Source organism: Castellaniella denitrificans, from assembly GCF_027214045.1.
GTDB classification, from domain to species: domain Bacteria; phylum Pseudomonadota; class Gammaproteobacteria; order Burkholderiales; family Burkholderiaceae_B; genus Castellaniella; species Castellaniella denitrificans_A.
The window spans coordinates 12,912-32,989 of record NZ_JAPWHE010000009.1; the positions used below are offsets into that span (position 1 = coordinate 12,912).

The 20,078-nt window shown below is 66.2% G+C and carries 21 protein-coding genes; 15 read left to right on the forward strand and 6 right to left on the reverse strand.

Annotation, left to right across the window (positions count from 1 at the left end):
• Positions 1 to 23 precede the first annotated feature (23 nt).
• Complete coding sequence (gene fliK, locus O4H32_RS11740; RefSeq protein WP_269359377.1) at positions 24 to 1,298, forward strand: flagellar hook-length control protein FliK; 1,275 nt, start codon at positions 24 to 26, stop codon at positions 1,296 to 1,298.
• Positions 1,279 to 1,614, forward strand: coding sequence for an EscU/YscU/HrcU family type III secretion system export apparatus switch protein (locus O4H32_RS11745; RefSeq protein WP_269359378.1), 336 nt, complete (start codon positions 1,279 to 1,281; stop codon positions 1,612 to 1,614). The genes fliK and O4H32_RS11745 overlap by 20 nt, the downstream gene beginning before the upstream one ends.
• Before the next feature lie 57 nt (positions 1,615 to 1,671).
• Here O4H32_RS11745 and fliE read toward each other — a convergent pair whose 3' ends face one another.
• The gene (fliE, locus tag O4H32_RS11750; protein ID WP_269359555.1) at positions 1,672 to 2,007 is read right to left on the reverse strand and encodes a flagellar hook-basal body complex protein FliE; all 336 of its coding nucleotides are present in this window, start codon (positions 2,005 to 2,007) and stop codon (positions 1,672 to 1,674) included.
• A gap of 333 nt (positions 2,008 to 2,340) precedes the next feature.
• Here fliE and fliF point away from each other — a divergent pair, with 333 nt between their 5' ends.
• The 13 genes from fliF (at position 2,341) to fliR (ending at position 13,253) form a co-directional block, all read left to right on the forward strand.
• Positions 2,341 to 4,023, forward strand: a complete 1,683-nt coding sequence (gene fliF / locus O4H32_RS11755; RefSeq protein WP_269359380.1) for a flagellar basal-body MS-ring/collar protein FliF — start codon at positions 2,341 to 2,343, stop codon at positions 4,021 to 4,023.
• The gene (gene fliG, locus O4H32_RS11760; RefSeq protein ID WP_269359382.1) at positions 4,010 to 5,011 is read left to right on the forward strand and encodes a flagellar motor switch protein FliG; all 1,002 of its coding nucleotides are present in this window, start codon (positions 4,010 to 4,012) and stop codon (positions 5,009 to 5,011) included. Before fliF ends, fliG begins: the two co-directional genes overlap by 14 nt.
• A complete protein-coding gene (locus O4H32_RS11765; protein WP_269359383.1) occupies positions 5,004 to 5,777 on the forward strand; it encodes a flagellar assembly protein FliH in 774 nt (257 codons plus the stop codon). The genes fliG and O4H32_RS11765 overlap by 8 nt, the downstream gene beginning before the upstream one ends.
• Positions 5,774 to 7,240 carry a flagellar protein export ATPase FliI gene (gene fliI, locus O4H32_RS11770; RefSeq protein ID WP_269359385.1) on the forward strand — a complete coding sequence of 489 codons (1,467 nt, stop codon included), beginning with the start codon at positions 5,774 to 5,776 and terminating at the stop codon, positions 7,238 to 7,240. The genes O4H32_RS11765 and fliI overlap by 4 nt, the downstream gene beginning before the upstream one ends.
• A complete protein-coding gene (gene fliJ, locus O4H32_RS11775; protein ID WP_269359387.1) occupies positions 7,230 to 7,679 on the forward strand; it encodes a flagellar export protein FliJ in 450 nt (149 codons plus the stop codon). Before fliI ends, fliJ begins: the two co-directional genes overlap by 11 nt.
• A gap of 19 nt (positions 7,680 to 7,698) precedes the next feature.
• Positions 7,699 to 8,970 carry a flagellar hook-length control protein FliK gene (locus tag O4H32_RS11780; RefSeq protein WP_269359389.1) on the forward strand — a complete coding sequence of 424 codons (1,272 nt, stop codon included), beginning with the start codon at positions 7,699 to 7,701 and terminating at the stop codon, positions 8,968 to 8,970.
• A gap of 82 nt (positions 8,971 to 9,052) precedes the next feature.
• Positions 9,053 to 9,523, forward strand: a complete 471-nt coding sequence (gene fliL, locus O4H32_RS11785; protein ID WP_269359391.1) for a flagellar basal body-associated protein FliL — start codon at positions 9,053 to 9,055, stop codon at positions 9,521 to 9,523.
• On the forward strand, positions 9,523 to 10,539 hold the full coding sequence (gene fliM / locus O4H32_RS11790; protein ID WP_269359393.1) for a flagellar motor switch protein FliM: 1,017 nt from the start codon (positions 9,523 to 9,525) through the stop codon (positions 10,537 to 10,539). Before fliL ends, fliM begins: the two co-directional genes overlap by 1 nt.
• Positions 10,536 to 11,069 (forward strand): flagellar motor switch protein FliN, encoded by a 534-nt coding sequence (gene fliN / locus O4H32_RS11795; protein WP_269359395.1) that lies wholly within the window; start codon positions 10,536 to 10,538, stop codon positions 11,067 to 11,069. The genes fliM and fliN overlap by 4 nt, the downstream gene beginning before the upstream one ends.
• A 6-nt stretch (positions 11,070 to 11,075) precedes the next feature.
• The gene (gene fliO / locus O4H32_RS11800) at positions 11,076 to 11,396 is read left to right on the forward strand and encodes a flagellar biosynthetic protein FliO (RefSeq protein WP_269359397.1); all 321 of its coding nucleotides are present in this window, start codon (positions 11,076 to 11,078) and stop codon (positions 11,394 to 11,396) included.
• A complete protein-coding gene (gene fliP, locus O4H32_RS11805; protein WP_269359399.1) occupies positions 11,396 to 12,172 on the forward strand; it encodes a flagellar type III secretion system pore protein FliP in 777 nt (258 codons plus the stop codon). Before fliO ends, fliP begins: the two co-directional genes overlap by 1 nt.
• 9 nt (positions 12,173 to 12,181) lie before the next feature.
• Positions 12,182 to 12,451 (forward strand): flagellar biosynthesis protein FliQ, encoded by a 270-nt coding sequence (gene fliQ, locus O4H32_RS11810; protein WP_269359401.1) that lies wholly within the window; start codon positions 12,182 to 12,184, stop codon positions 12,449 to 12,451.
• A 16-nt stretch (positions 12,452 to 12,467) separates the two neighbouring features.
• Positions 12,468 to 13,253 carry a flagellar biosynthetic protein FliR gene (gene fliR / locus O4H32_RS11815; RefSeq protein WP_269359403.1) on the forward strand — a complete coding sequence of 262 codons (786 nt, stop codon included), beginning with the start codon at positions 12,468 to 12,470 and terminating at the stop codon, positions 13,251 to 13,253.
• Between the two features lie 50 nt (positions 13,254 to 13,303).
• Here fliR and O4H32_RS11820 read toward each other — a convergent pair whose 3' ends face one another.
• The 5 genes from O4H32_RS11820 to flgJ all read right to left on the reverse strand — a co-directional run bounded on the left by O4H32_RS11820 (position 13,304) and on the right by flgJ (position 20,077).
• A complete protein-coding gene (locus tag O4H32_RS11820; RefSeq protein ID WP_269359405.1) occupies positions 13,304 to 14,074 on the reverse strand; it encodes a hypothetical protein in 771 nt (256 codons plus the stop codon).
• Positions 14,075 to 14,076: 2 nt separating this feature from the next.
• Positions 14,077 to 15,846, reverse strand: coding sequence for a methyl-accepting chemotaxis protein (locus tag O4H32_RS11825; protein WP_269359407.1), 1,770 nt, complete (start codon positions 15,844 to 15,846; stop codon positions 14,077 to 14,079).
• Between the two features lie 185 nt (positions 15,847 to 16,031).
• Complete coding sequence (gene flgL, locus O4H32_RS11830; protein WP_269359409.1) at positions 16,032 to 17,288, reverse strand: flagellar hook-associated protein FlgL; 1,257 nt, start codon at positions 17,286 to 17,288, stop codon at positions 16,032 to 16,034.
• A 25-nt stretch (positions 17,289 to 17,313) separates the two neighbouring features.
• Complete coding sequence (gene flgK / locus O4H32_RS11835; RefSeq protein ID WP_269359411.1) at positions 17,314 to 18,987, reverse strand: flagellar hook-associated protein FlgK; 1,674 nt, start codon at positions 18,985 to 18,987, stop codon at positions 17,314 to 17,316.
• 115 nt (positions 18,988 to 19,102) lie between these two features.
• Positions 19,103 to 20,077, reverse strand: coding sequence for a flagellar assembly peptidoglycan hydrolase FlgJ (flgJ, locus tag O4H32_RS11840; protein WP_407932653.1), 975 nt, complete (start codon positions 20,075 to 20,077; stop codon positions 19,103 to 19,105).
• Position 20,078 lies beyond the last annotated feature (1 nt).

The following is a 20,078-nucleotide window of genomic DNA, read 5'->3' on the forward strand; positions in this document are numbered from 1 at the left end:
CCCCACCCAGGAATCACGCCGTCATGAGCATCGGGGCTCCTTCCAACCTCGGCACACTGCTGATCCAGCGCCTGGACGCCGTACTGGGCACCACGCTGAGCCAGCAGGCCAACCTCGCCTCCGGCGCGGGCCCGCAGGCGGTTCCCCAGCCGTCCAACCCCGAGAACCCGGGCGCGCTGCAGAACCCGACTCAGCGCCACCCCCGGGAAGCGGTCGACCAGGCCAGCCAGCAAGGCCGTCAGCAGGCCGCCGTCGGCAAGGCCGTGCGGGACATGCGGCTGGACAACCTGCTGGGCCGGAGCACGACCTTCCACGGTTCCACCCAATCCGCCCCGACCACGTTGGGCTACGCCGCCCGCATCATCCTCGCGCTGCTGAATCAGTTTCCTCATGAAGGCCAGGCCGTACGCGGACAATCACCGCTGCTGCCCAATGCTGGCGGCGGCCCGAAGGCTGGCGGCAACGTCCCCGCGCCGCCGGGCGGCGCGCCGGCGCCGGGTGCGCCCGCACCCGCACCAGCCCCCCAGACGGGCGGTGTCGCACAGGCCTGGGCCCAGCTCGCAACATCGCTCGGACAACCCGGAGCCCTGGCCGCCCGATTCGCCCAGGCGCTGTCGCAATCCGTGCAAACGAGCGGCCTCTTCTATGAGTCCCATCTCGCACAATTGGCCGCTGGCAAGGCCACGCCCCAGGCACTGCGGCAAGAACCTCAGGGCCGTATCCCGCCCCAGCCCCCCGCACCACCGGGAGGCGCGGCACAGAACGCCCAGCAGACCGCTCCCTCTCCCGGCGCCCCTGCCGCAGCGGGTGGCGGCGCCAGCCCCGAAACCACACAACCCCATGCGCCTGCCGGCCAGACCCATACCGCGCCCGTCCCCGGCATCGACCCCCAGACTCAACTCCTGGTCCGCCAGCAACTCGAAGTCCTGGCCAACCAGGCCTTCATCTGGCAAGGCGAGGCCTGGCCGGGCGCCGACATGCAATGGGAAGTCCATCGCCGGCCGCCGGACGACGAAGAAGACCGTGATTTCCAGGAAGATCATTGGTCCACCCGCCTGAACCTGCATCTGCCGACCCTGGGAGACGTGCACGCGCGCCTCAGCCTGTCCGGAGACCAACTGGTCATGCGGCTGACGGCCCCCCAGTCCGCCGAGCAACTGGGGCAAGCCATCGAACCGCTGCGCGCCCGGCTGCTGGCGCAAGGGCTGCAGGCCAGCCAACTTTCCGTCCTGGCCAAGGACGACGACTCCGACTCAAATCTGCCGGATCCCCGGGATAATGAAATCGCCGCACCCTGATCCCCACCGGCCCAGCGCCGTCGCTGTTACCTATGATCCGACGGATTCCGCGCCCCGGGTCGTGGCCAAGGGATACGGCAACTTGGCCGACACCATCGTGCGCACCGCGCGCGAGCACGGCCTGTACGTGCACGAGTCGCCGGAACTGGTCGGGTTGCTGATGCAGGTGGATCTGGACGCCCACATTCCTCCCAAACTCTACATCGCCATCGCGGAACTGCTGGCCTGGCTGTATGCGCTGGACACCGAAGGGGGCGTCGTGCGGCGCCCCGACGACGCGGAAACGCCCACAATCAAAAAAAATCCCGCCGGATAAATATCCACGGCGGGTGTCGGAATCGCCTTTGCCCCCGCAGGGGCTGATCCGGAGCCGTCAGACGGCCATGTTGGCGATTTCCTTGTAGGCGTCGACCAGGCGGTTGCGGACCTGCACCGAAGCCTGGAAGGCCAGACCCGCCTTCTGCAAATCGATCATGACATTGCTCAGGGAAATGTCCGGATCACCCATCTCGAAGGCCTTCGCCTGGTTGTTTGCGGCATTCTGCGCATGGGACACTCGATCCAGGGAGCGGGACAGCTCGGCGGCGAACCCACCGTTGCCGCCCCCGGCGGATGTGATCGGCCCCGCCGACAGGCCCTGGGACTCGCGCGCCACGGCGCGCATCTGGGCAAGCAGGTTTTCGACACTGGCGAGGGCCTGGGAGGTCATCATGATGAACGGCTCGGATGGAAGATGGACATGCCGGCCACCGGTTGCATGGCGAGCCGACAATGTACTATACGGCCAGCCCCGGACCGGCAAGCCCCGCAATAGCGGGGATAAGAACGGACACTTCCCCGGTTTGCCCCGCACGCGCGAACCAGGCCGGATCATCCTAACTAAGCCCCAAAAACGGGGTTTTTCAGCGCTTGCCGGAACATCAATCGCCGCCATAATGGCCGCCAATATTCCATCATTCTGCCGTAACAGCATGCACATCATCCAGACTGTCGGTTTCTGGCCCGGGCGCGACCTGGCGGCACCCTCTGCAACTTCCTTCCGATGAATCCCATTACCGACTGGATGAACCGCAACCCCGCCCTGGCGCGGCTGGCGGCCCTGCCCCGACCGGTGTTGCTGGGCCTGGGCGCGGCGATCGTCGCCCTGCTCGTCGTCGCAACCCTGTGGATGCGCGAACCGGAATACCGCGCCCTCTTCTCCAATGTGGAAGCGCGCGACGGCGGCGCCATCGTCTCCGTGCTCAACCAGCGCAACGTTCCCTACAAATTCGCCGACAACGGCGCCACCATCCTGGTGCCCGCCGATCAAGTCTACGCGCTGCGTCTGCAACTGGCCGAGCAGGGCCTGCCGCGCGGCGGCAGCGTGGGCTTCGAACTGCTGGACGAACCGAAATTCGGCGCCAGCCAGTTCTCGGAGCAGATCACCTATCAGCGCGCCCTCGAAGGCGAGCTTGCCCGCTCCATCGAAGCCCTCCAGCCCGTCAAATCCGCCCGCGTGCACCTCGCCATTCCGCGTCAGTCATTGTTCGTGCGCGACCGCGAAGCTCCCACCGCCTCGGTCCTGCTGACGCTCTACCCCTCCCGCACCCTCAGCGAGTCCCAGGTTTCGGCCATCGCCTGGCTGGTGTCCTCGAGCGTGCCCAAGCTCAACGCCGAATCGGTCTCTATCGTCGACCAGGACGGCCACCTGATGTCCTCGCCGGGCGGCGAGGCCGGCATGGACAGCACCCGGCGCAATTTCATCAATGATGTCGAGCAGCGCACGACCCAGCGCATCCTGACCTTGCTCAACCCGATCGTCGGCCCCGGCAACGTGCGCGCCCAGGTCAGCGCCACCGTGGATTTTTCCCAGCGCGAACAGACCTCCGAGGTCTATCGCCCCAACGAGACGCCTGGCACGGCCGCCATCCGCAGCAAGCAGACCAGCGATTCGGCGCAGAACGGCATGCTGCCTCCGACCGGCGTCCCCGGCGCCCTGTCGAACGAACCCCCGGCCAACGCCACGGCCCCGATCCAGACCGCTGCGGCCAACCAGGCCACGCAGGCCCCGGCGGCGGCCGGCACCCAGAGCCCCCCCGCGCAGACCAGCGGTACCGGCACGGTCAACGGCGCGCCCGGCTCGGCCCGCCAGGGCCAGGGCTCCGTTCGCAACGACGCCACCGTCAACTATGAGGTCGACCGCACCATCAGCCACGTCAAGCACGAACTGGGCTCGCTGCAACGCCTGTCTGTTGCCGTGGTGGTCAACTATCGTGACAAGGACGGAGAACCGGCTCCGCTGGACTCGGCCGAAATGGACGACATCAACGCCCTGGTCAAACAGGCCATGGGCTATTCGGCCGATCGAGGCGACACCCTGAGCGTGGTGAACAGCGCCTTCACCGACCAGGAGCCCAAGTTCAAGCCCTGGGAGAACCCGGAATACCGCGGCCTCGCCCTGCAAGTTCTCAAGGTGCTGCTGATCCTGGCCGTCCTGTTCTTCCTCTGGCGCTCGGTCGTGCGGCCGATCGTCCAGGGTTTCGCCAACGCCCAGGTCGAACGCGCCAAGAACGAGGCCCACCTGGAGACCATGCGCGAACAGCGCCGACAGGACGAACTGCGCGCCTCGGAAATGAACCGCTACGAGGAAAACCTGGACACCGCCCGCCAACTGGCCCAGCGCGACCCGCGCGCCGTCGCCATGGTGCTGCGTTCATGGATGGATCCCAAGAATGCCAAATCCTGACAACGAACTGACCCGCTGCGCCATCCTGATGATGTCCCTGGGTGAAGATGCGGCGGCCGAAGTCTTCAAATACCTGTCATCGCGCGAGGTCCAGCAGATCGGATTGGCCATGGCCAATCTCAAGCAGATCACGCGGGCCGATGTCGATCAGGTCCTGGAGGACTTCCGCCGCGAGGCCGACCAGTTCATGGCCGTGAGCCTGGGCTCGGACGACTTCATCCGTTCCGTCCTGACCAAGGCGCTGGGCACGGACCGCGCCGCCGGCCTGATCGAGGACATTCTGGAAGCCGGCGAAGGCACGGGCTCGGGCATCGATGCGCTGAACTGGCTGGAACCAGTCAACGTTGCCGAGCTGATCGCCGACGAACACCCCCAGATCATCGCCACCATCCTGGTTCATCTGGAGCGCGACCGAGCCTCCGCCGTCCTGGCGCTGCTCAACGAACGCGTGCGCAACGATGTGATGATGCGGATCGCCACCTTCGGCGGCGTGCAGCCATCCGCGCTGCATGAACTCACCGAAGTCCTCAACGAAGTCCTGTCCGGCCAGGGCGCCAAGCGCTCGAAGATGGGTGGGGTGCGCACCGCCGCCGAGATCCTGAATTTCATGAACACGGCCGAGGAAGAGGCGGTGGTCAGCAGTCTGCGCGAGATCGATGCCGACCTGGCGCAACGCATCATCGACGAAATGTTCGTGTTCGACAACCTGGTCGACGTCGAAGACGCCGCCATCCAGCTCATCCTCAAGGAAATCGACACCGCCTCGCTGACCATCGCCCTGAAGGGAGCCAGCGAGGAACTCTGCGCCAAGTTCTTCAAGAACATGTCCAACCGCGCGGCCGAGATCCTGCGCGACGATCTGGACGCCCAGGGGCCGGTGCGCATGTCCCGCGTGGAGACCGAGCAGAAGGCCATCCTGATGGTGGCGCGCAAGCTCGCCGACGCCGGCCAGATCAACCTGTCGATGGGCAACGACGAGTATGTCTGACAAGTCCGGGCCTTCCATCGATCTGGCGACGCGAGCCCGCTGGCAGCGCTGGGAAATGGAATCCCTGGACGCGCTCAAGCAGCCGCTCGGCCGCCGCGCCAGCGATCGCGACCCGCTCTACCAGGCGGAACTCGCGCGCCGCCGCGCCCAGGCGATCGCCGAGGCGCGAGAGGAAGGCCTGGTTCAGGGACGCGCCGAGGGCTTCGAGCAGGGCCGCCTTGACGGCCACGCCCAAGGCCTGGCACAGGGTCACGCCGAAGGCCATGCCCAGGGCCTGGCACAAGGCCACGCCGAAGGCCATGCCCAAGGTCACGCGCAGGGACTGGCCGAAGGCGCCGATCTGGCGCGGGAGCAGGCGGCCCGGCTGGACGGCCTGGCGCAGGCCTGCGGGGCCGCTCTGGATGGACTCGAACGCGAAGTCGGCCAGTCCGTCATCCAGTTGGCCGTACGCATCGCCGAACAGGTGCTGCGTACCCACATCCGCGACTGCCCCAACCATATCCTGGACCTGGTCCGCGAAGTCATGCAGGCCCGACCCGAGCAAGGCGGTTCGCTGCAGTTGCGGCTGCACCCCGACGATCTCGAGCTGGTGCGGACTTTCCTGCAGCAAACCCCGGATCCGGCCCGCTATCGCCTGAACGCCGACGCAAGCATCACACGCGGCGGCTGCATCGCGGAAACCGCTCTGGGCTCCGTGGACGCGACGCTGGAAACCCGTTGGCAACGCATCATTGCCGCGCTGGGCCAGACGGGTGCCCCCCCATGAATCCGGACACGGCCGCGACACGCACGCCCGGCGCGCGCTGGCGCGCGCAGCTCGCCGCCTGCGAGCAGCGGGTTTCCGCCCGCCAGCCGACCAGCCGGCAGGGGCGCGTGACCCGCGCCACCGGCCTGGTGCTCGAAGCGACCGGTCTGCAACTGCCGGTCGGCGCAGCCTGCAAGGTTCAGGTTTCGCTTGATCAGGACCGCTGGGCCGACGCCGAGGTCGTGGGCTTCCACGCCGACACCCTCTACCTGATGCCGCAAAGCGACATCACCGGTCTGCCTCCCGGCGCCCGCATCGTGCCCGCCGAGACTCTGTGGCTGGATCCCGTCCCCCTGCCCGACGAGGCCACGGACCTGGCCGACACCGAGGCCGCCATCGTCACGGACCAGGTGCGCCATTTGCCGGTAGGGCACGCCCTGCTGGGCCGCGTCCTGGACGGCGCGGGCCGACCGCTGGACGGCAAGCCCCTGCCTTCCGATCTGGAGATGGCGCCCCTGACGGCCCTGCAGATCAACCCGCTGACCCGCGCGCCTGTGGACACGGTGCTGGATGTGGGCGTCCGGGCCATCAACGGACTGCTGACCGTCGGTCGCGGCCAGCGCATGGGTCTGTTCGCTGGATCGGGGGTCGGCAAGAGCGTGCTGCTGGGCATGATGGCCCGCTACACCCAGGCCGATGTGATCGTGGTCGGCCTGATCGGCGAGCGAGGCCGCGAAGTCAAGGAATTCATCGAACTGAACCTGGGCGCCGATGGCCTGGCCCGGTCCGTGGTGGTGGCCGCTCCGGCGGACGTTTCGCCCTTGCTGCGCCTTCAGGGCGCGGTCTACGCCACGCGGCTGGCGGAATTCTTCCGCGACCAGGGCAAGCACGTGCTGCTGATCATGGACTCGCTCACGCGCTATGCCATGGCCCAGCGCGAAATCGCCCTGGCGATCGGCGAGCCGCCAGCCACAAAAGGCTACCCACCGTCGGTATTCGCCAAACTGCCGACTCTGGTGGAGCGCGCGGGCAACGGCGCCCCTCAGGGTGACCGGCCGGCCGGATCCATCACCGCGTTCTACACCGTACTGACGGAAGGCGACGACCAGCAGGATCCAATTGCCGACTCGGCGCGCGCCATTCTCGACGGCCACATCGTGCTGTCGCGCAGCCTGGCCGAATCCGGCCATTACCCGGCCATCGACATCGAAGCCTCGATCTCGCGGGTCATGTCCGCCATCGTGCCCAATGGTCAGTTCCGTCACGTGCATCTGTTCAAGCGCATGATGTCTCGATACCAGCGCAATCGCGACCTGATCGCCGTCGGCGCCTATACTGCGGGAAACGATCCGGAAATCGACCAGGCCATCGAACGCCATCCCTGGCTCGAGAACTATCTGCAACAGGGCATCGACGTGCGCGTGGACTATGCCAGCGCGGTGGCCGCGCTGGCTGGCGTGTTGGGAGAAACCCATGAGCCCTGAAACATCGCTGGACGTACTGATCAACCTGACCCAGGACAAACTCGACGAGGCGGGCCGGAACCTGTCCGAACTCAGCACCCGGCGCCGCGAGGCCCAGGGGCAATTGAACACCCTGGACGACTACCGCGCCGACTACACGAAACGCCTGCAGAACACCACCGAGCAAGGCTTATCGGCCTCGAATTACCACAACTTTAGGCAGTTTATTGCCACATTGGACGAGGCCATTTCCCAGCAAAATACGATCATCGCCCAGATCGACGTGCGACTCGAGGCCGGACGCAAGCAGTGGCATGATGAAAAACGCCGCCTGAACTCCTACGAAACCCTCAAGGCGCGCCAGATCCGGCAATTGCAATATCGCGAACACCGCCGCGAACAGCGCGCCAGCGACGAGATCTCGGCCGGCTTGTACCGGCGCCAACGACAGCCGCACTGAAACCGCACACGCCATGAACATGCCCGTCCTTCCTGTCACCAGCTCCAGCCCGTCGCCCGCGGACAACCCGGCGCGCGGCGCGGACACCGCTGCCGCGACGGATGCACCGGCTTTCTCGAACGTGCTCTCGCAACAGCGTGAAGGTACCGCCCGTCCCGCCGACTCGCACCGCTCCGAATCCCGTCCCGCCGAATCCCGTCGACTCGAAGAAGCCGACCGCCACGCGGCCCCGGATGCCGCCGAGCGGCACGACCCTCTCGGGCCGGACGAAACCCTGGCCCTGATCCTCGACAGTGCGGCACTGCCTCTGATGCGGCCTGTCTCCTCCGTCGTGCAAACCGCTACGCCCCATACCGGCCAGGCCGTCCACACCGATCCACGCACGGCGCGTCTGCCGATCGACGTCTCTGGCAAGACACTCACGGATTCTTACGACGCCACCCAGGACGCTCGGGCCTCCGGTGAAGACGACGTGATCGAAATCACCCGCATGCCGCGCACCGACATGGCAGCCACGGTCCCCGCCGCCCGCGCCCCGCTGCACACGGATGCGTCGACCTCTGTCAGCCCGAGGGAAACCGCTCGCACCCGGAGCGTCTCCGCCTCTATACAAGCGCCGCAATTCCACCAACGGAATACCGATCCGATGCCGGATGTCGACCGGTTGCACGCTGACCAGGCCGCCGCAGGCGCATCGGCCGTCGAATCATCCATGCACATCCGGACCGCGCACGGCCTCGAAGCCCCGGCGCCGGATGGCGCGGCCATGGCCTCGGCTTCGGCCCCCGTCGGTGCCTCCCTGCTGCCGGCCACGACATCGATGCCGGCCGCCGCGCCCGTCGCCGTGCCCACCCCGCTTTCCAATCCGCAGTGGCCCCAGGATTTCAGCCGGCAGATCCTGCATCTGACCCAGAACCTCGCCGGCGCGGGCAATACCGTGCAGATGCACGTCAATCCCCCGGAGCTCGGACCGATCCACATCACCTTGCACGTGGGCGACTCCATCGCCCAAGCCTCCTTCGTCTCGCCGCACGCCAGCGTGCGCCAGGCCCTGGAAAACGCGCTTCCCCACCTGGAACAGCAACTGGCCCAGGCCGGCCTGTCTCTGGGTCAGGCGGATGTCGGCGACCAGCAGCCTGGCCAACAGGCTCAGGGCCAGGCGCCCTCGGCGCGCAATGGCGACTCCACCTTCAGCCTGGACGGCCAGGTCGCGGATACGGCGACCTCTACGGCCACGACGATCCCCAGGACCGTCACCCGTCCGGACGCGCTGGTGGATACTTTTGCGTGAATACTTTCGCTTTCCTGGGCAGGACCCGCATTAAAATGCTTCATTTTGCCCTCCAGTCATCGTGACGCATTAACCCGGAACCATGCTCAGGCTACTCAAATTCATTCTCTTGCTCATTATTGTCATCGGCGCCTCGGTCGGCGCGACGATGTGGTTCACGAGCAGGGACAGCACGCCCGGCGTCCTCGCCGCCGCCCAGACCGCCAGCCAGGCCCCCCAGGCGCCGCCAATGGTCCCTGCGCCGATCTTCGCCGAACTCGATCCTTTCACCGTCACGCTGTATGGTGAAACCCGCAACCGGATCCTCTACACTGCGATCACGCTGCGCATGGGAGACGAGGCCTCGCGCAAACAGATCACTGACTATATGCCCGAAGTCCGCGACCGCATTCTCAAGGTGCTTTCGGCGCAGCAACTCCCCCTCATCCAGACGCCTGAGGGCCGCCAGGCCCTGACAGACAACCTGAAAGCTACCCTGGCGCGTCCGTTTACCGCGCAACTGCCCGGCCCGCAAGTCGCCGACGTGCTCTTCACCGCCTTCGTGGTGCAGTAATGGCCTACCAGAGCATGCTCTCCCAGGACGAGGTCGATGCCCTGCTCGCGGGAGTCACCGGCGAAGAAACCTCGGACCAGCAAGCCCCGGTCGAGCCCCGTGACGGTGTCCGTCCCTACGATCTGGGTTCGCCCGACCGGGTCGTGCGGCACCGGATGCAAACCCTGGAGCTGATCAACGAACGCTTCGCCCGCCGTCTGCGTTCGATGTTCTTCGGCTTCATGCGCCGCAACGCCGACATCACCGTCAACGCGATCAAGATCCAGAAATACTCGGACTTCGAACGCAATCTGCCCGTGCCCAGCAATCTGAACATGGTGGCGTTGAAACCCCTGCGCGGCACGGGCCTGTTCACATACGACCCAAACCTGGTTTTTCTGGTCATCGACAGTCTGTTCGGTGGCCACGGCCGCTACAACACCCGGATCGAAGGGCGGGACTTCACCAATACCGAACAACGCATCATCCGTCGGCTGATGGGACTGACGCTGGACTGCTACCGCGAATCCTGGGAATCCGTCTATCCGCTGGAGCTCGAATACCTCCGTTCGGAAATGCACACCAAGTTCGCGAGCATCAGCACGGGTAACGACATCGTGGTGGTGGCTTCTTTCAACATCGAACTGGGTTCGTCCGGGGGCAAGCTCAATATCTGCCTGCCCTATTCCATGCTCGAACCCATCCGCGACCTGCTGACGCGTCCGCTCCAGCAGGCCGCATCCGACGCGATCGACCAGCGCTGGACCCAGCAACTCTCGCGCGAAGTCCGCAGCGCCGAGGTCGAACTTGCCGTCGAGTTCGCCCGAATCGATACTTCCATCGCCGAGCTGCTGCATCTCTCCGTGGGCGACGTGCTGCCGGTGGACATCCGTCCCGCCGTCACCGCCCGCGTGGGCGGCGTCCCCGTCCTGGAATGCGGCTACGGCACTTTCAATGGCCGCTATGCCCTGCGCGTGCGCAAGGTTCTCGCCTCGCCCGACGACTCCGACAAACTGCTAGCCCGCACGAAAAAATGAGCGACATCAAAGACGATACCCAGGACCCGAATCTGCCGGGCCAAGCATCCGGAGGCTCCGCGGAGGACGACTGGGCCGCCGCCATGGCCGAACAGCAATCCGCGCACGATCAACCCACCCAGGCCAGCGGTCTGGGCGCGGAGGACGACTGGGCCGCCGCCCTGGCTGAACAGACCGCCGCGACCCAGGCGCCAGCCACGGCCGCCCAGCCCGCCGCCTCCCAGGTTTTTCAGCCGCTGTCAGGACAAGCCTCCGAGAGCGACAGCGATATCGACATGATCATGGACATCCCGGTCCAGCTGTCGGTGGAACTGGGCCGCACGCGCCTGACAATCAAGAACATCCTGCAACTGGGCCAGGGCTCGGTGGTCGAACTCGACGGCCTGGCCGGCGAGCCCATGGACATCTACGTCAACGGCTACCTGATCGCCCAGGGCGAAGTCGTGGTCGTGGACGAGAAGTACGGCATTCGCGTCACCGACATCATCACGCCGTCGGACCGCATCGCGCGGCTGAACAACCGCCGCTGATCCGCCATGGACCAGGATCAACTCCTGCGTGTCGTCCTCGCCCTGCTGTTCATCCTGGGCCTGCTGCTGATGCTGGCCTGGGTGGCCCGCCGAGGCGGCTGGCTGACGGGCCGCGCACAGACGGCCCGCCTGCGGGTGCTCGGTACGCTCAGCCTCGGGGCGCGCAGTTCGATCGCCGTGGTCCAGGTCGAGGACGTCCGGCTGGTGCTGGGCGTGACCGTCCAGCAGATCACCCTGCTGCAGACCCTGGCCGACGCCCCCAGGGCCGACGATGCCGCGTCCGGGGACTTCGCCGAGACGCTCGGCAAGACCCTTTCGGGTTCCTGATGCGCAGAAGACCCGCTCCGCACGCCGCGCGCTCGGCGCCCTGGCTGCTGGCCGTCCTGGCGCTGATCCTGTCCTGGCCCGCCAGTACACTGGCGCAGGCCACTTTGCCCGCCCTGACCGCCACGCCGGGCCCCAACGGCGCGGAGACCTGGTCGCTCAGTGTCCAGACGCTGGTCATGCTGACCATGCTGTCGTTCCTGCCGGCGGCGCTGCTCATGATGACGGGCTTCACCCGCATCATCATCGTGCTGGGCCTGCTGCGCAATGCCCTGGGCACCGGGGTCTCGCCGCCCAACTCGGTCCTGGTGGGCCTGGCCCTGTTCCTGACCTTTTTCACCATGTCGCCGGTCTTCGACCAGATCTACGCCCAGGCCTACCAGCCACTGTCGCGCGACGAGATCACCTTCGAGCAGGCGCTGGACAGGGGCAGCCAGCCGCTCAAGACCTTCATGCTGCGCCAGACCCGGGAAACGGATCTGGCGATGTTCGCCGAAATGGCGGGCGTCGGTCCGCTGGAGGATCAGAATGCCGTTCCTCTGCGCGTCCTGGTGCCCTCCTTCGTCACGAGCGAACTCAAGACCGCCTTCCAGATCGGCTTCACGATCTTCATTCCCTTCCTGATCATCGACCTGGTGGTCGCCAGCCTGCTGATGGCGCTGGGGATGATGATGGTGCCGCCCGTGACGATCTCGCTGCCTTTCAAGCTGATGTTGTTCGTGCTGGCCGACGGCTGGCACCTGCTGCTGGGCTCTCTGGCCCGCAGCTTCTACCAATAGGAGGCCCGCATGACCCCGGAAGCCGTCATGTCCATGACCTATCAGGCGCTGCGCGTGGCCCTGATCATGGCGGGCCCGCTGCTGCTGACGACCCTGGCCGTGGGCCTGATCATCAGCATCTTCCAGGCGGCCACGCAGATCAACGAAATGACGCTGTCGTTCATTCCGAAGCTGCTGGCCGTGGGCGCCACCCTGGTACTGCTCGGCCCCTGGCTGCTCAGCACCATGGTGGACTATATCCGCTCACTGCTCGACTCCATCCCGGGCCTGGCCTCATAGGGCCCCGCACAGGGCCATGATTTCTTTCCAGATCGATCAGCTCTACGACTGGATCAACGGCCTGCTGTGGCCCCTGTTCCGCATCGCCGGTCTGGTGGCGCTCGCGCCGGTGTTCAGTGAGTCGTCCGTCCCCATGCGCGTGAAGATCGGCGTATCCGTCGCCATCACCCTGGTCGCCGCGCCCCTGATCGGCACGATGCCGGACGTCGCGCCAGCCTCCTGGAGCGGACTGCTGATCGCCGTACAACAGGTGCTGATCGGTATGGCGCTGGGCCTGTGCATGCGGCTGGTCTTCACGGCCGTCATGATGGCGGGGGAATTCGTGGGCCTGAAAATGGGTCTGGCCTTCGCCTCGTTCTTCGATCCCGCCACCGGCGCCAACACAGCGGTGCTGTCGCGGCTGATCAACCTGGTGGCCATGCTCACCTTCCTGGCGGTGAACGGCCATCTGCTGATGCTCGATGGCTTGATCCGTACTTTCGACCTGCTGCCCGTGGGGGCGCCCCTGATGGCCGACGGCTGGGGAGCGCTGCTTGACTGGAGCGCCCAGCTCTGGATTTCCGGTACGCTGCTGGCGCTGCCACTGGTCATCGTGCTGCTGACCATCAATCTGGCCATGGGGATCCTGAACCGCACGGCGCAGCAGTTGTCGGTATTCGCCATCGGCTTTCCGATCTCGCTGACCACGGGCCTGATCACGCTGGCCATCGTGCTGCCCCAGAGCGACGACTTCCTGGCCAGCCTGTTCGAAAGCGGATATCAGGCCATGGCCCGCATCGCACGCGGCTTCGCGGGGCTGTAGGTCGAGTCTCGATAAGAAGCGCCAGGCCGCGACTTGCGGGCCCGGCGGACTCAAGGGTTTTTCTTTTGCAGCGGATAGGTGACCCCGGGAATGACCTTCGTGCCGGCCGGCAACAGCGGATTGTCGACCGGCTTCGTGCCCGGCGCGGTCGGCTTCTTCGCCGAAGCGGTTCGGCCGGTCCGGGAGGAACGGCCTCCCCGCACCGGTCTGGCCGATTGCACGGACGGACTGGCGGCCGGCGGCGTGGCGGAAGGCGGGATGGCCAGTGACGCGGGCTGGATGGTCTCGGCGGCCGGTACGGCGACGGGCATGGCGCCCCCCGCCTCCTCCACCGTCGCCGCCTCCGCCCCCGCTTTCGGATGCTGGCCGGACACTGCCTGGTGCGCGATCCGGTCTTGTTCCGCACGGGCTTCCCGGTCGGCCTCCTCGGCCGTCCGGGGGCGACGGTTCAAGGGCAGATTGACGGAATTTTCCATGCGCTGAAACGTGCCGTCCGGGCCGAAACGCAACCAGGCCTCTTGCCGGAAATACACGGCGTCCGTGGCGATGGTTCCCTTGTAGGCCCAGCGTGCCAGCGTGCTATCGCCCTGACGCCAGACGTCCGCCGGCGCAGCGCCCAGATAACCGGACGCCTGTTCCAGGGTCGTGCGGCCCGCCACGATGCGGTTCAGGCCCGCCGTGTTGAAGGATTCCCCGGTGGACGCGCAGGCCGAGAGCAGCGCCACCGACACCGTCAGCGCGGCCCAACCGAGCCGTCCGGAGCCAGAAGAAGCCTCTGACGAAGCACGTCCGGTCAAGCGGCGCGCAAAGAAAAACCCCATGTTCAGAACTCCTCCCATTCTTCCTCGCGCGCCGACCGGCGCGCAGTTTCGGCAGGCCGCTCGTCGGGCAGTCGCGGCGCGGCGACGCCGTCCGGACGATCCCCGCGCGCGGCCCGTAAGGTGCGCGCAGACGATGGCATCGGATCGGGTTGCCCGGTCGATGCCATCGTCTGCGCCTGCATGCTCAAACGCGGCGCAGCGTCATGATCGGCGGCGTCGCCGACCTGAAACACCGCCAGCGCCTGACCCACTTCGGTGGCCAGGGACTCCAGCGACCCCGCCGATTCCGCCGCCTGCTGCACCAGCAGGGCGTTCTGCTGGGTCACGGAATCCATCTGCGCAACCGCCAGATTGATCTGATCGATCCCCGAAGACTGCTCGATGGTGGCCGCGGTGATCTCGCTCATGATGTCCGACACACGGGTGACCGCCTCGACGATCTCCCGCATGGTCTCGCCCGCCCGCTGGACTTGCGACGAACCCGCGCCGACCCGGCTGACGGAATCATCGATCAGCGTCTTGATTTCCTTGGCGGCGCCCGCCGAGCGCTGCGCCAGCGCCCGGACCTCGCCAGCGACCACGGCAAAGCCGCGGCCTTGCTCTCCGGCACGGGCGGCCTCGACCGCGGCGTTCAACGCCAGGATATTGGTCTGGAAGGCGATGCTGTCGATCACGCCCACGATGTCGGCGATCTTCTGCGAGCTGCCGGAGATGCCTTCCATGGTAGCGACGACCTCGCCCACCACCTCGCCGCCGCGCGAAGCCACCTGGGACGCGGTATGCGCCAGTTGATTGGCCTGCTGGGCATTGTCGGCATTCTGCTTGACCGTGCTGGCGAGCTGCTCCATGCTGGCCGCCGTCTGTTGCAGCGCCGCAGCCTGTTCGTCCGTCCGGCTGCTCAGATCCAGATTGCCCGCCGCAATGCGCTGAACGCCGGCGGTCATCTGCCCCATCCGGCTGCGCACCCCGGAGATCATGGTCTCCAGACCGTCGCGCATCGCCTTCAAGCCGCGCAGCAAGGCGCCGATCTCGTCATTCGAGCGCGGCACGATGGACACGCGCAGATCGCCGCCCGCGATCCGCTGCAGGTGGCGCCCGACCGCCTGCAAAGGCCGCAGCACGGTGCGGATCAGGATCCGGTAGGCCAGCAAGGCCAGCACCACGGCCACGGCAAGCAGCACCAGCAGACCGATGTTGGCGCGATGGAACAACAGCGCCAGCTCGTCGCGCGAAGCGGAACTGCGATCCTGGATGAATGTGTCGAACTGGCCGAATACGCGGTCCATGCCCCGCGCCGCGCCACGCAGACGGCCGCGCTTCAACGCCTCGAAACCCTTGGCATCCTGCTTGGCCGCGAAATCGCGCAGGTTCTCGACCTGAGTCCAGTAATCGTTGAAGGACGCGTCCAGCATGTGCTGCAGGGACTCCCCAGACGAGCCGGCCAGGGCGCCCGACGCTTTCAGGGACGCCATGCTGTCGCGCGAGCGCTTCAACAACTGGTCGGCCTGCCCCAATTCCCAGAGACGCTGCTTTTCATTCGCGATCCCCAACGCCCCGTCAACCTGTGTGGCCGCCTGCTGAGCGTAGATGTAGGCGTTCTTGACATCGGAGTTCGCCTGGACTCCGATGGCCGACAGCTGTCCCACCGTGCGCTGGCTTTCTCTTTGCACGAACCAGGCGCTGCCAACCGCCGCGAAAGTCAGCAAAGACAGCAGCACCACGACCAGCGTCAGCCGGGCGCGTAGGGACAATGCCACGGAAATCTTCTTCATGTCGCCTCTACCTCATCGGTGCCCCAGCATGCCATGGCGGCACCGGGATGCTTCCAAAGAAAATAGGGCCTTGTCGGCCCTATTCGTCGGGATTGCGCCATGCCTCCGATCGATGGATGGCGCGGTCCGGGATTGCCGGAGCAATTCCGGGGGTACCGAATGCCAAGCCGGGAATCCGCCCCGGATTACCGGTTCCGGTTGAACAGGCTCAGACCCTGGATCGTCTGGAACGCGAGGCCCGCGCCTTCCAGCGCCATCTTGCGCAGGCTGAGCTGGGTGGAGGCCTCGTAATAGTCCAGGTCTTCGATGCCGGACAGCGCCTTGGTGTAGCCCAGATTGCGCTGGGTGCCGGTGTTGTCCAGGGCGGTCAGCTCGTTCATGCGAGCGCCCACGGAGGCGCGAACCGTCAGCACATTATCATACAGGGTGGCCAGCGTCTGCGAGGTGGTATTCATGAGATTGCGCAGGTGCGCCTGGGCCCGCTCGTCGCCCTGCGCGGGCTGATCCAGCGCATCGGCCAGGTCGCCCAGGGCCTGGAACAGGTTCAGGGGGGTCTGCCCCGGCACGGTCGAATGCTTGAGAGGTTCGGCCGTGAACGTGTCGCCACCCGCCGGCTCGCCCTTGATTTCCAGGGTGGTGCCCTGGCCCAGATCAAGCGACAGCTGGCCCGCAACCCAAGGCTGTGGAGCCCCGACCACAGGCGCACCGGGAGGGTTCGTCGACACATCCGTCGTCGTCACCGTGTAGCTCGTGGCGGTGGGATTGAACTGGATGCTGAACGAGAACTTGGCGTCGCCGTTGCCTAGCGTGTAATCGATGATCTCGGCGCTGCCCAGGATGGCCGTGCCGGTATTGCCGGCATCGGCCTTCGACAGGTAGTCCCGCGACCCGGGCTGGGCGCGCTCGAAGACATCCGCGCCGACGTCGCTGCCCGGGATCCGACGGGTCTGGTCGGCCTGGATCAGGCGCTGCAACGCGTCGCCGCTGTAGTTTCCGCCGGCGTCATAGGCCGGGATGTCGCCCCTGGAACCGGAAAACAGGTACTGCCCGTTACCGTCGGTGGTATTGGCGATGCCCAGCGCGGTGTCCCGGGCCTGGCGCAGAATACCGGCCAAGGTGCTGCGATCGGCGTCCGACAGCGTGCCGTTGCCGACCTCGACCAACCGGGTGCGCACGTCCTGCAACAGCAGCGTCAGGCTGCTGAGCGCGTCTTCCTCCGTGCCCAGGTTCTGGTTGGCGACCGAACGGTTGTCCGCATAGCGGGCGTTCTGCGCCTGGGACTGCGACAGATTGATCGCCTGGGAAGCGCCCAGAGGATCGTCGGCCGGGGTGACCATTTTCTGGCCTGTGCCGATCTGCTGATACAGGTGGAGCAGATCGGACTGCTGGGTGTTGATGGTCTTCAGGCCGGTCTGGAAAACGAGGCTGGAACTGATACGCATGATGAATTCCTGAAACGGTCGCGACTTAGTTGCGCAGGGCGAGCAGCGTGTCGAACAGCGTCGAAGCGGTGTCGATCAGGCGCGCGGCGGCGCGATATTGTTCCTGATATTGCTGCAGATTGATGTACTCCTCGTCCAGGTTGACGCCGGAGACGGCCTGCTGAGCGGAATAGTTCTGGGCAACCAGGGTTTCCTGGGCCTTCTGCGCGGTGGTGTTCTGCTGGGTCTTGACCGCCACGGTATTGACCAGTTGAGAATAGGCCTCGTTCATGCCCATGGAACCGTTGGCCAGGATCTTCTTGGAACGCAATGCGGCCAGTTCCAGGGCATTGTCGCCGTTGGCTGTGCCCGCACCCACACCCGGGGACGCCTCGCCGGCCGCGGCAACCTTTTCCGGATCGGTGATCGTCACGGTCATCGCGCCCGCCGCGTCGCGCGTGGGCTGAACCAGCCAGCTGTCGCCCGCCGCGGGGACCATGCCCGCCGTATCGATGGCCACGCCATCGAAGCTCAAGGTGGTGCCCGCCACCGTGGGTATCAGCGCCGTGCCTTCGGGCACCCGCGTGACGGTGTAATCCGTACCGTCGAATTCGACCCGATAATCCTGGTTGGTGATCTGGGACAATTCGCCAGGCACATAGCTGGCGGTCGGCGTTCCCGCCGTGGCGCTGTTCTTCTCGTTGCCGATGACTTTGGGTGTGCCGACGTTGAAAAACTCACCACCCGGCGTACCGGACAGGTCGTAGCCCTGGACGTGCTGCTCGTTCAGCGCAATGGAAATCCCCAGGGCGATGCGTCCCAGGTCGTTCTGGGTGGCGTCCAGCGCGTCGGAACGGAACGCCAGCAGACCGCCCAGCTTGCCGCCGGTGATCTGCTTGTCGTCCATCTCGATAGGAATGGAGTTGCCCGCCGCGTCCTTCGTGGTGTAGTTGACCGCGAGCCGAGTGGGATCCGCCTTGGAAAGATGGGTTTCCAGATGGAAGACCGTATCCCCGCCCAGCACGGTCTGGCCATTGCCGATCGTGAGGCTGATACGGTCGTCCTGCTCGTAGGCCTTGACGTCCACGAGCTGGCCCAGGTCGGACACCAGTTGGTCGCGCTGATCCAGCAGGTCGTTGGGCGGCTGGCCCGGATTGGTGGCCTTGGCCGTGGTGATCTGACGATTCAGGTCCTGAATGCGATCCAGGTAGCTGTTGATCTGGGTGACCGTCGTGTCGACCTGGGTGTTGATGTTGGTTCGCTGGCTGTCCAGGAAGGCATTGGCATCGCGGACCTGAGCCGCCAGACTGTTGGCCTGGCCGATGAGTTCCTGGCGGGCGGCCACATCGGCAGGCGCCGAGGCCACCGCGTCCAGACTGTCGAAGAACTTCTGAATGCCCGGAGAAATGCCCACGGTCCGGTCGGCCACCAGATTGTTGATCTGGCTGATCTGATCGCCGTAGGTCTTGAGGGCCGCGCCGCGCGTCAGCGAACTGGTGAGCTGGTTCTGCAGGAAATTGTCATAGGAACGTTGCACGCTGACGGCCTGCACGCCCCGGCCGATCCAGCCGCCCGAGGTCGGCGTGGCCCCCGCCGTCTGCGACAGGACAGTCTGGCGGTTATAGCCGGCGGTAGCGGCATTGTTGATATTGTGTCCCGCCGTCTGCAGACGGTTTTGCGCGACCAGAAGGCCCGCTTTGCCGAGATTCGCCAGATTCATATGCTGCAATCCTATCGGTTGCGGCGGCGCCGGATCGGCGCGCGCCGGAATTCTTCCCTGATCATAACGGCAGATGCGACCGGAAATTTAGGCCCATCACAAGCACCGTGCCCCCTCAACGCGCGTTGAAATAGCCCATGATGGAGATCAGCTTGTCGGCATAGCCCGGGTCGGTGGCGTAGCCGGCTTCCTGGATGCGGCGGGCGGCGGCCTCGGCGGAAGGCGCGGCCACGACCTTGCCGTAGCGGTCGCTGCCGCCAATCAGCGCGGCATAATCCTGGAAGGATTCCGCATAGGATCCATAGGCCCGGAACGGCTGCGACACGCGATGCGCCACCCCGCCCTCGTCATACTCGGTGGTCATGACATTGACCACCTCGCCGCGCCAGCCACCGCCGGCCTTGATGCCGAACAGGTTGTGGCTGCTGCGGCCATCAGGGCGCCGGATTTCGCGCTCGCCCCAGCCGGACTCGAGCGCCGCCTGGCTGAGGATCAGCTTGGCCGGGACGCCGCTGCGCCGGGACGCCAGTTCGGCGGCGGCGCCCATGCGGTCCACGAAGGTCCGGATGTGCGCCGGCGCGCCCTGGATGGCTCCGCCGATCCGGTCGCCCGCTCCGCGCCGCGCCAGCAGGTCGATCAGGGAGCCGATGGAATCGGCCATTTCGCGGCGGCCCTCGCCAATGCGCGACTGCAGGCCCGGCAGGCGCGAGCGGGCCGCCTCGGGGGGATTGGCCAGAGGATCGGCCGATTGCCTCAGCACCCCGCCCTGCATCTGCGCCATCAGCGCGTCGGCCAGCCCGATGCCGGGATTGGCCATGGCCAGCGCCGCCTGTTCGTCGCTCATGCTCTGGGCCATGCGCGTCGCCTGGGAATCGAACAGCGAAGGCATTTGCGCCGATTGCTGGCGCGCCTGTTTGAGCATCATCTGAATGAAGATCGCCTCGAACTGGCGCGCGACCTCGCGCTGCTGATCCTGCGCGGCATTCCCCCCGGCCCGCACCCCCTGCTTCAAAGCGTTCAGGCTGCTGAAATCCAGCGCCGAAGGCGTCGCGTCAGGGGTCATCAAAGGCGAATGCGACACGAATCCCATG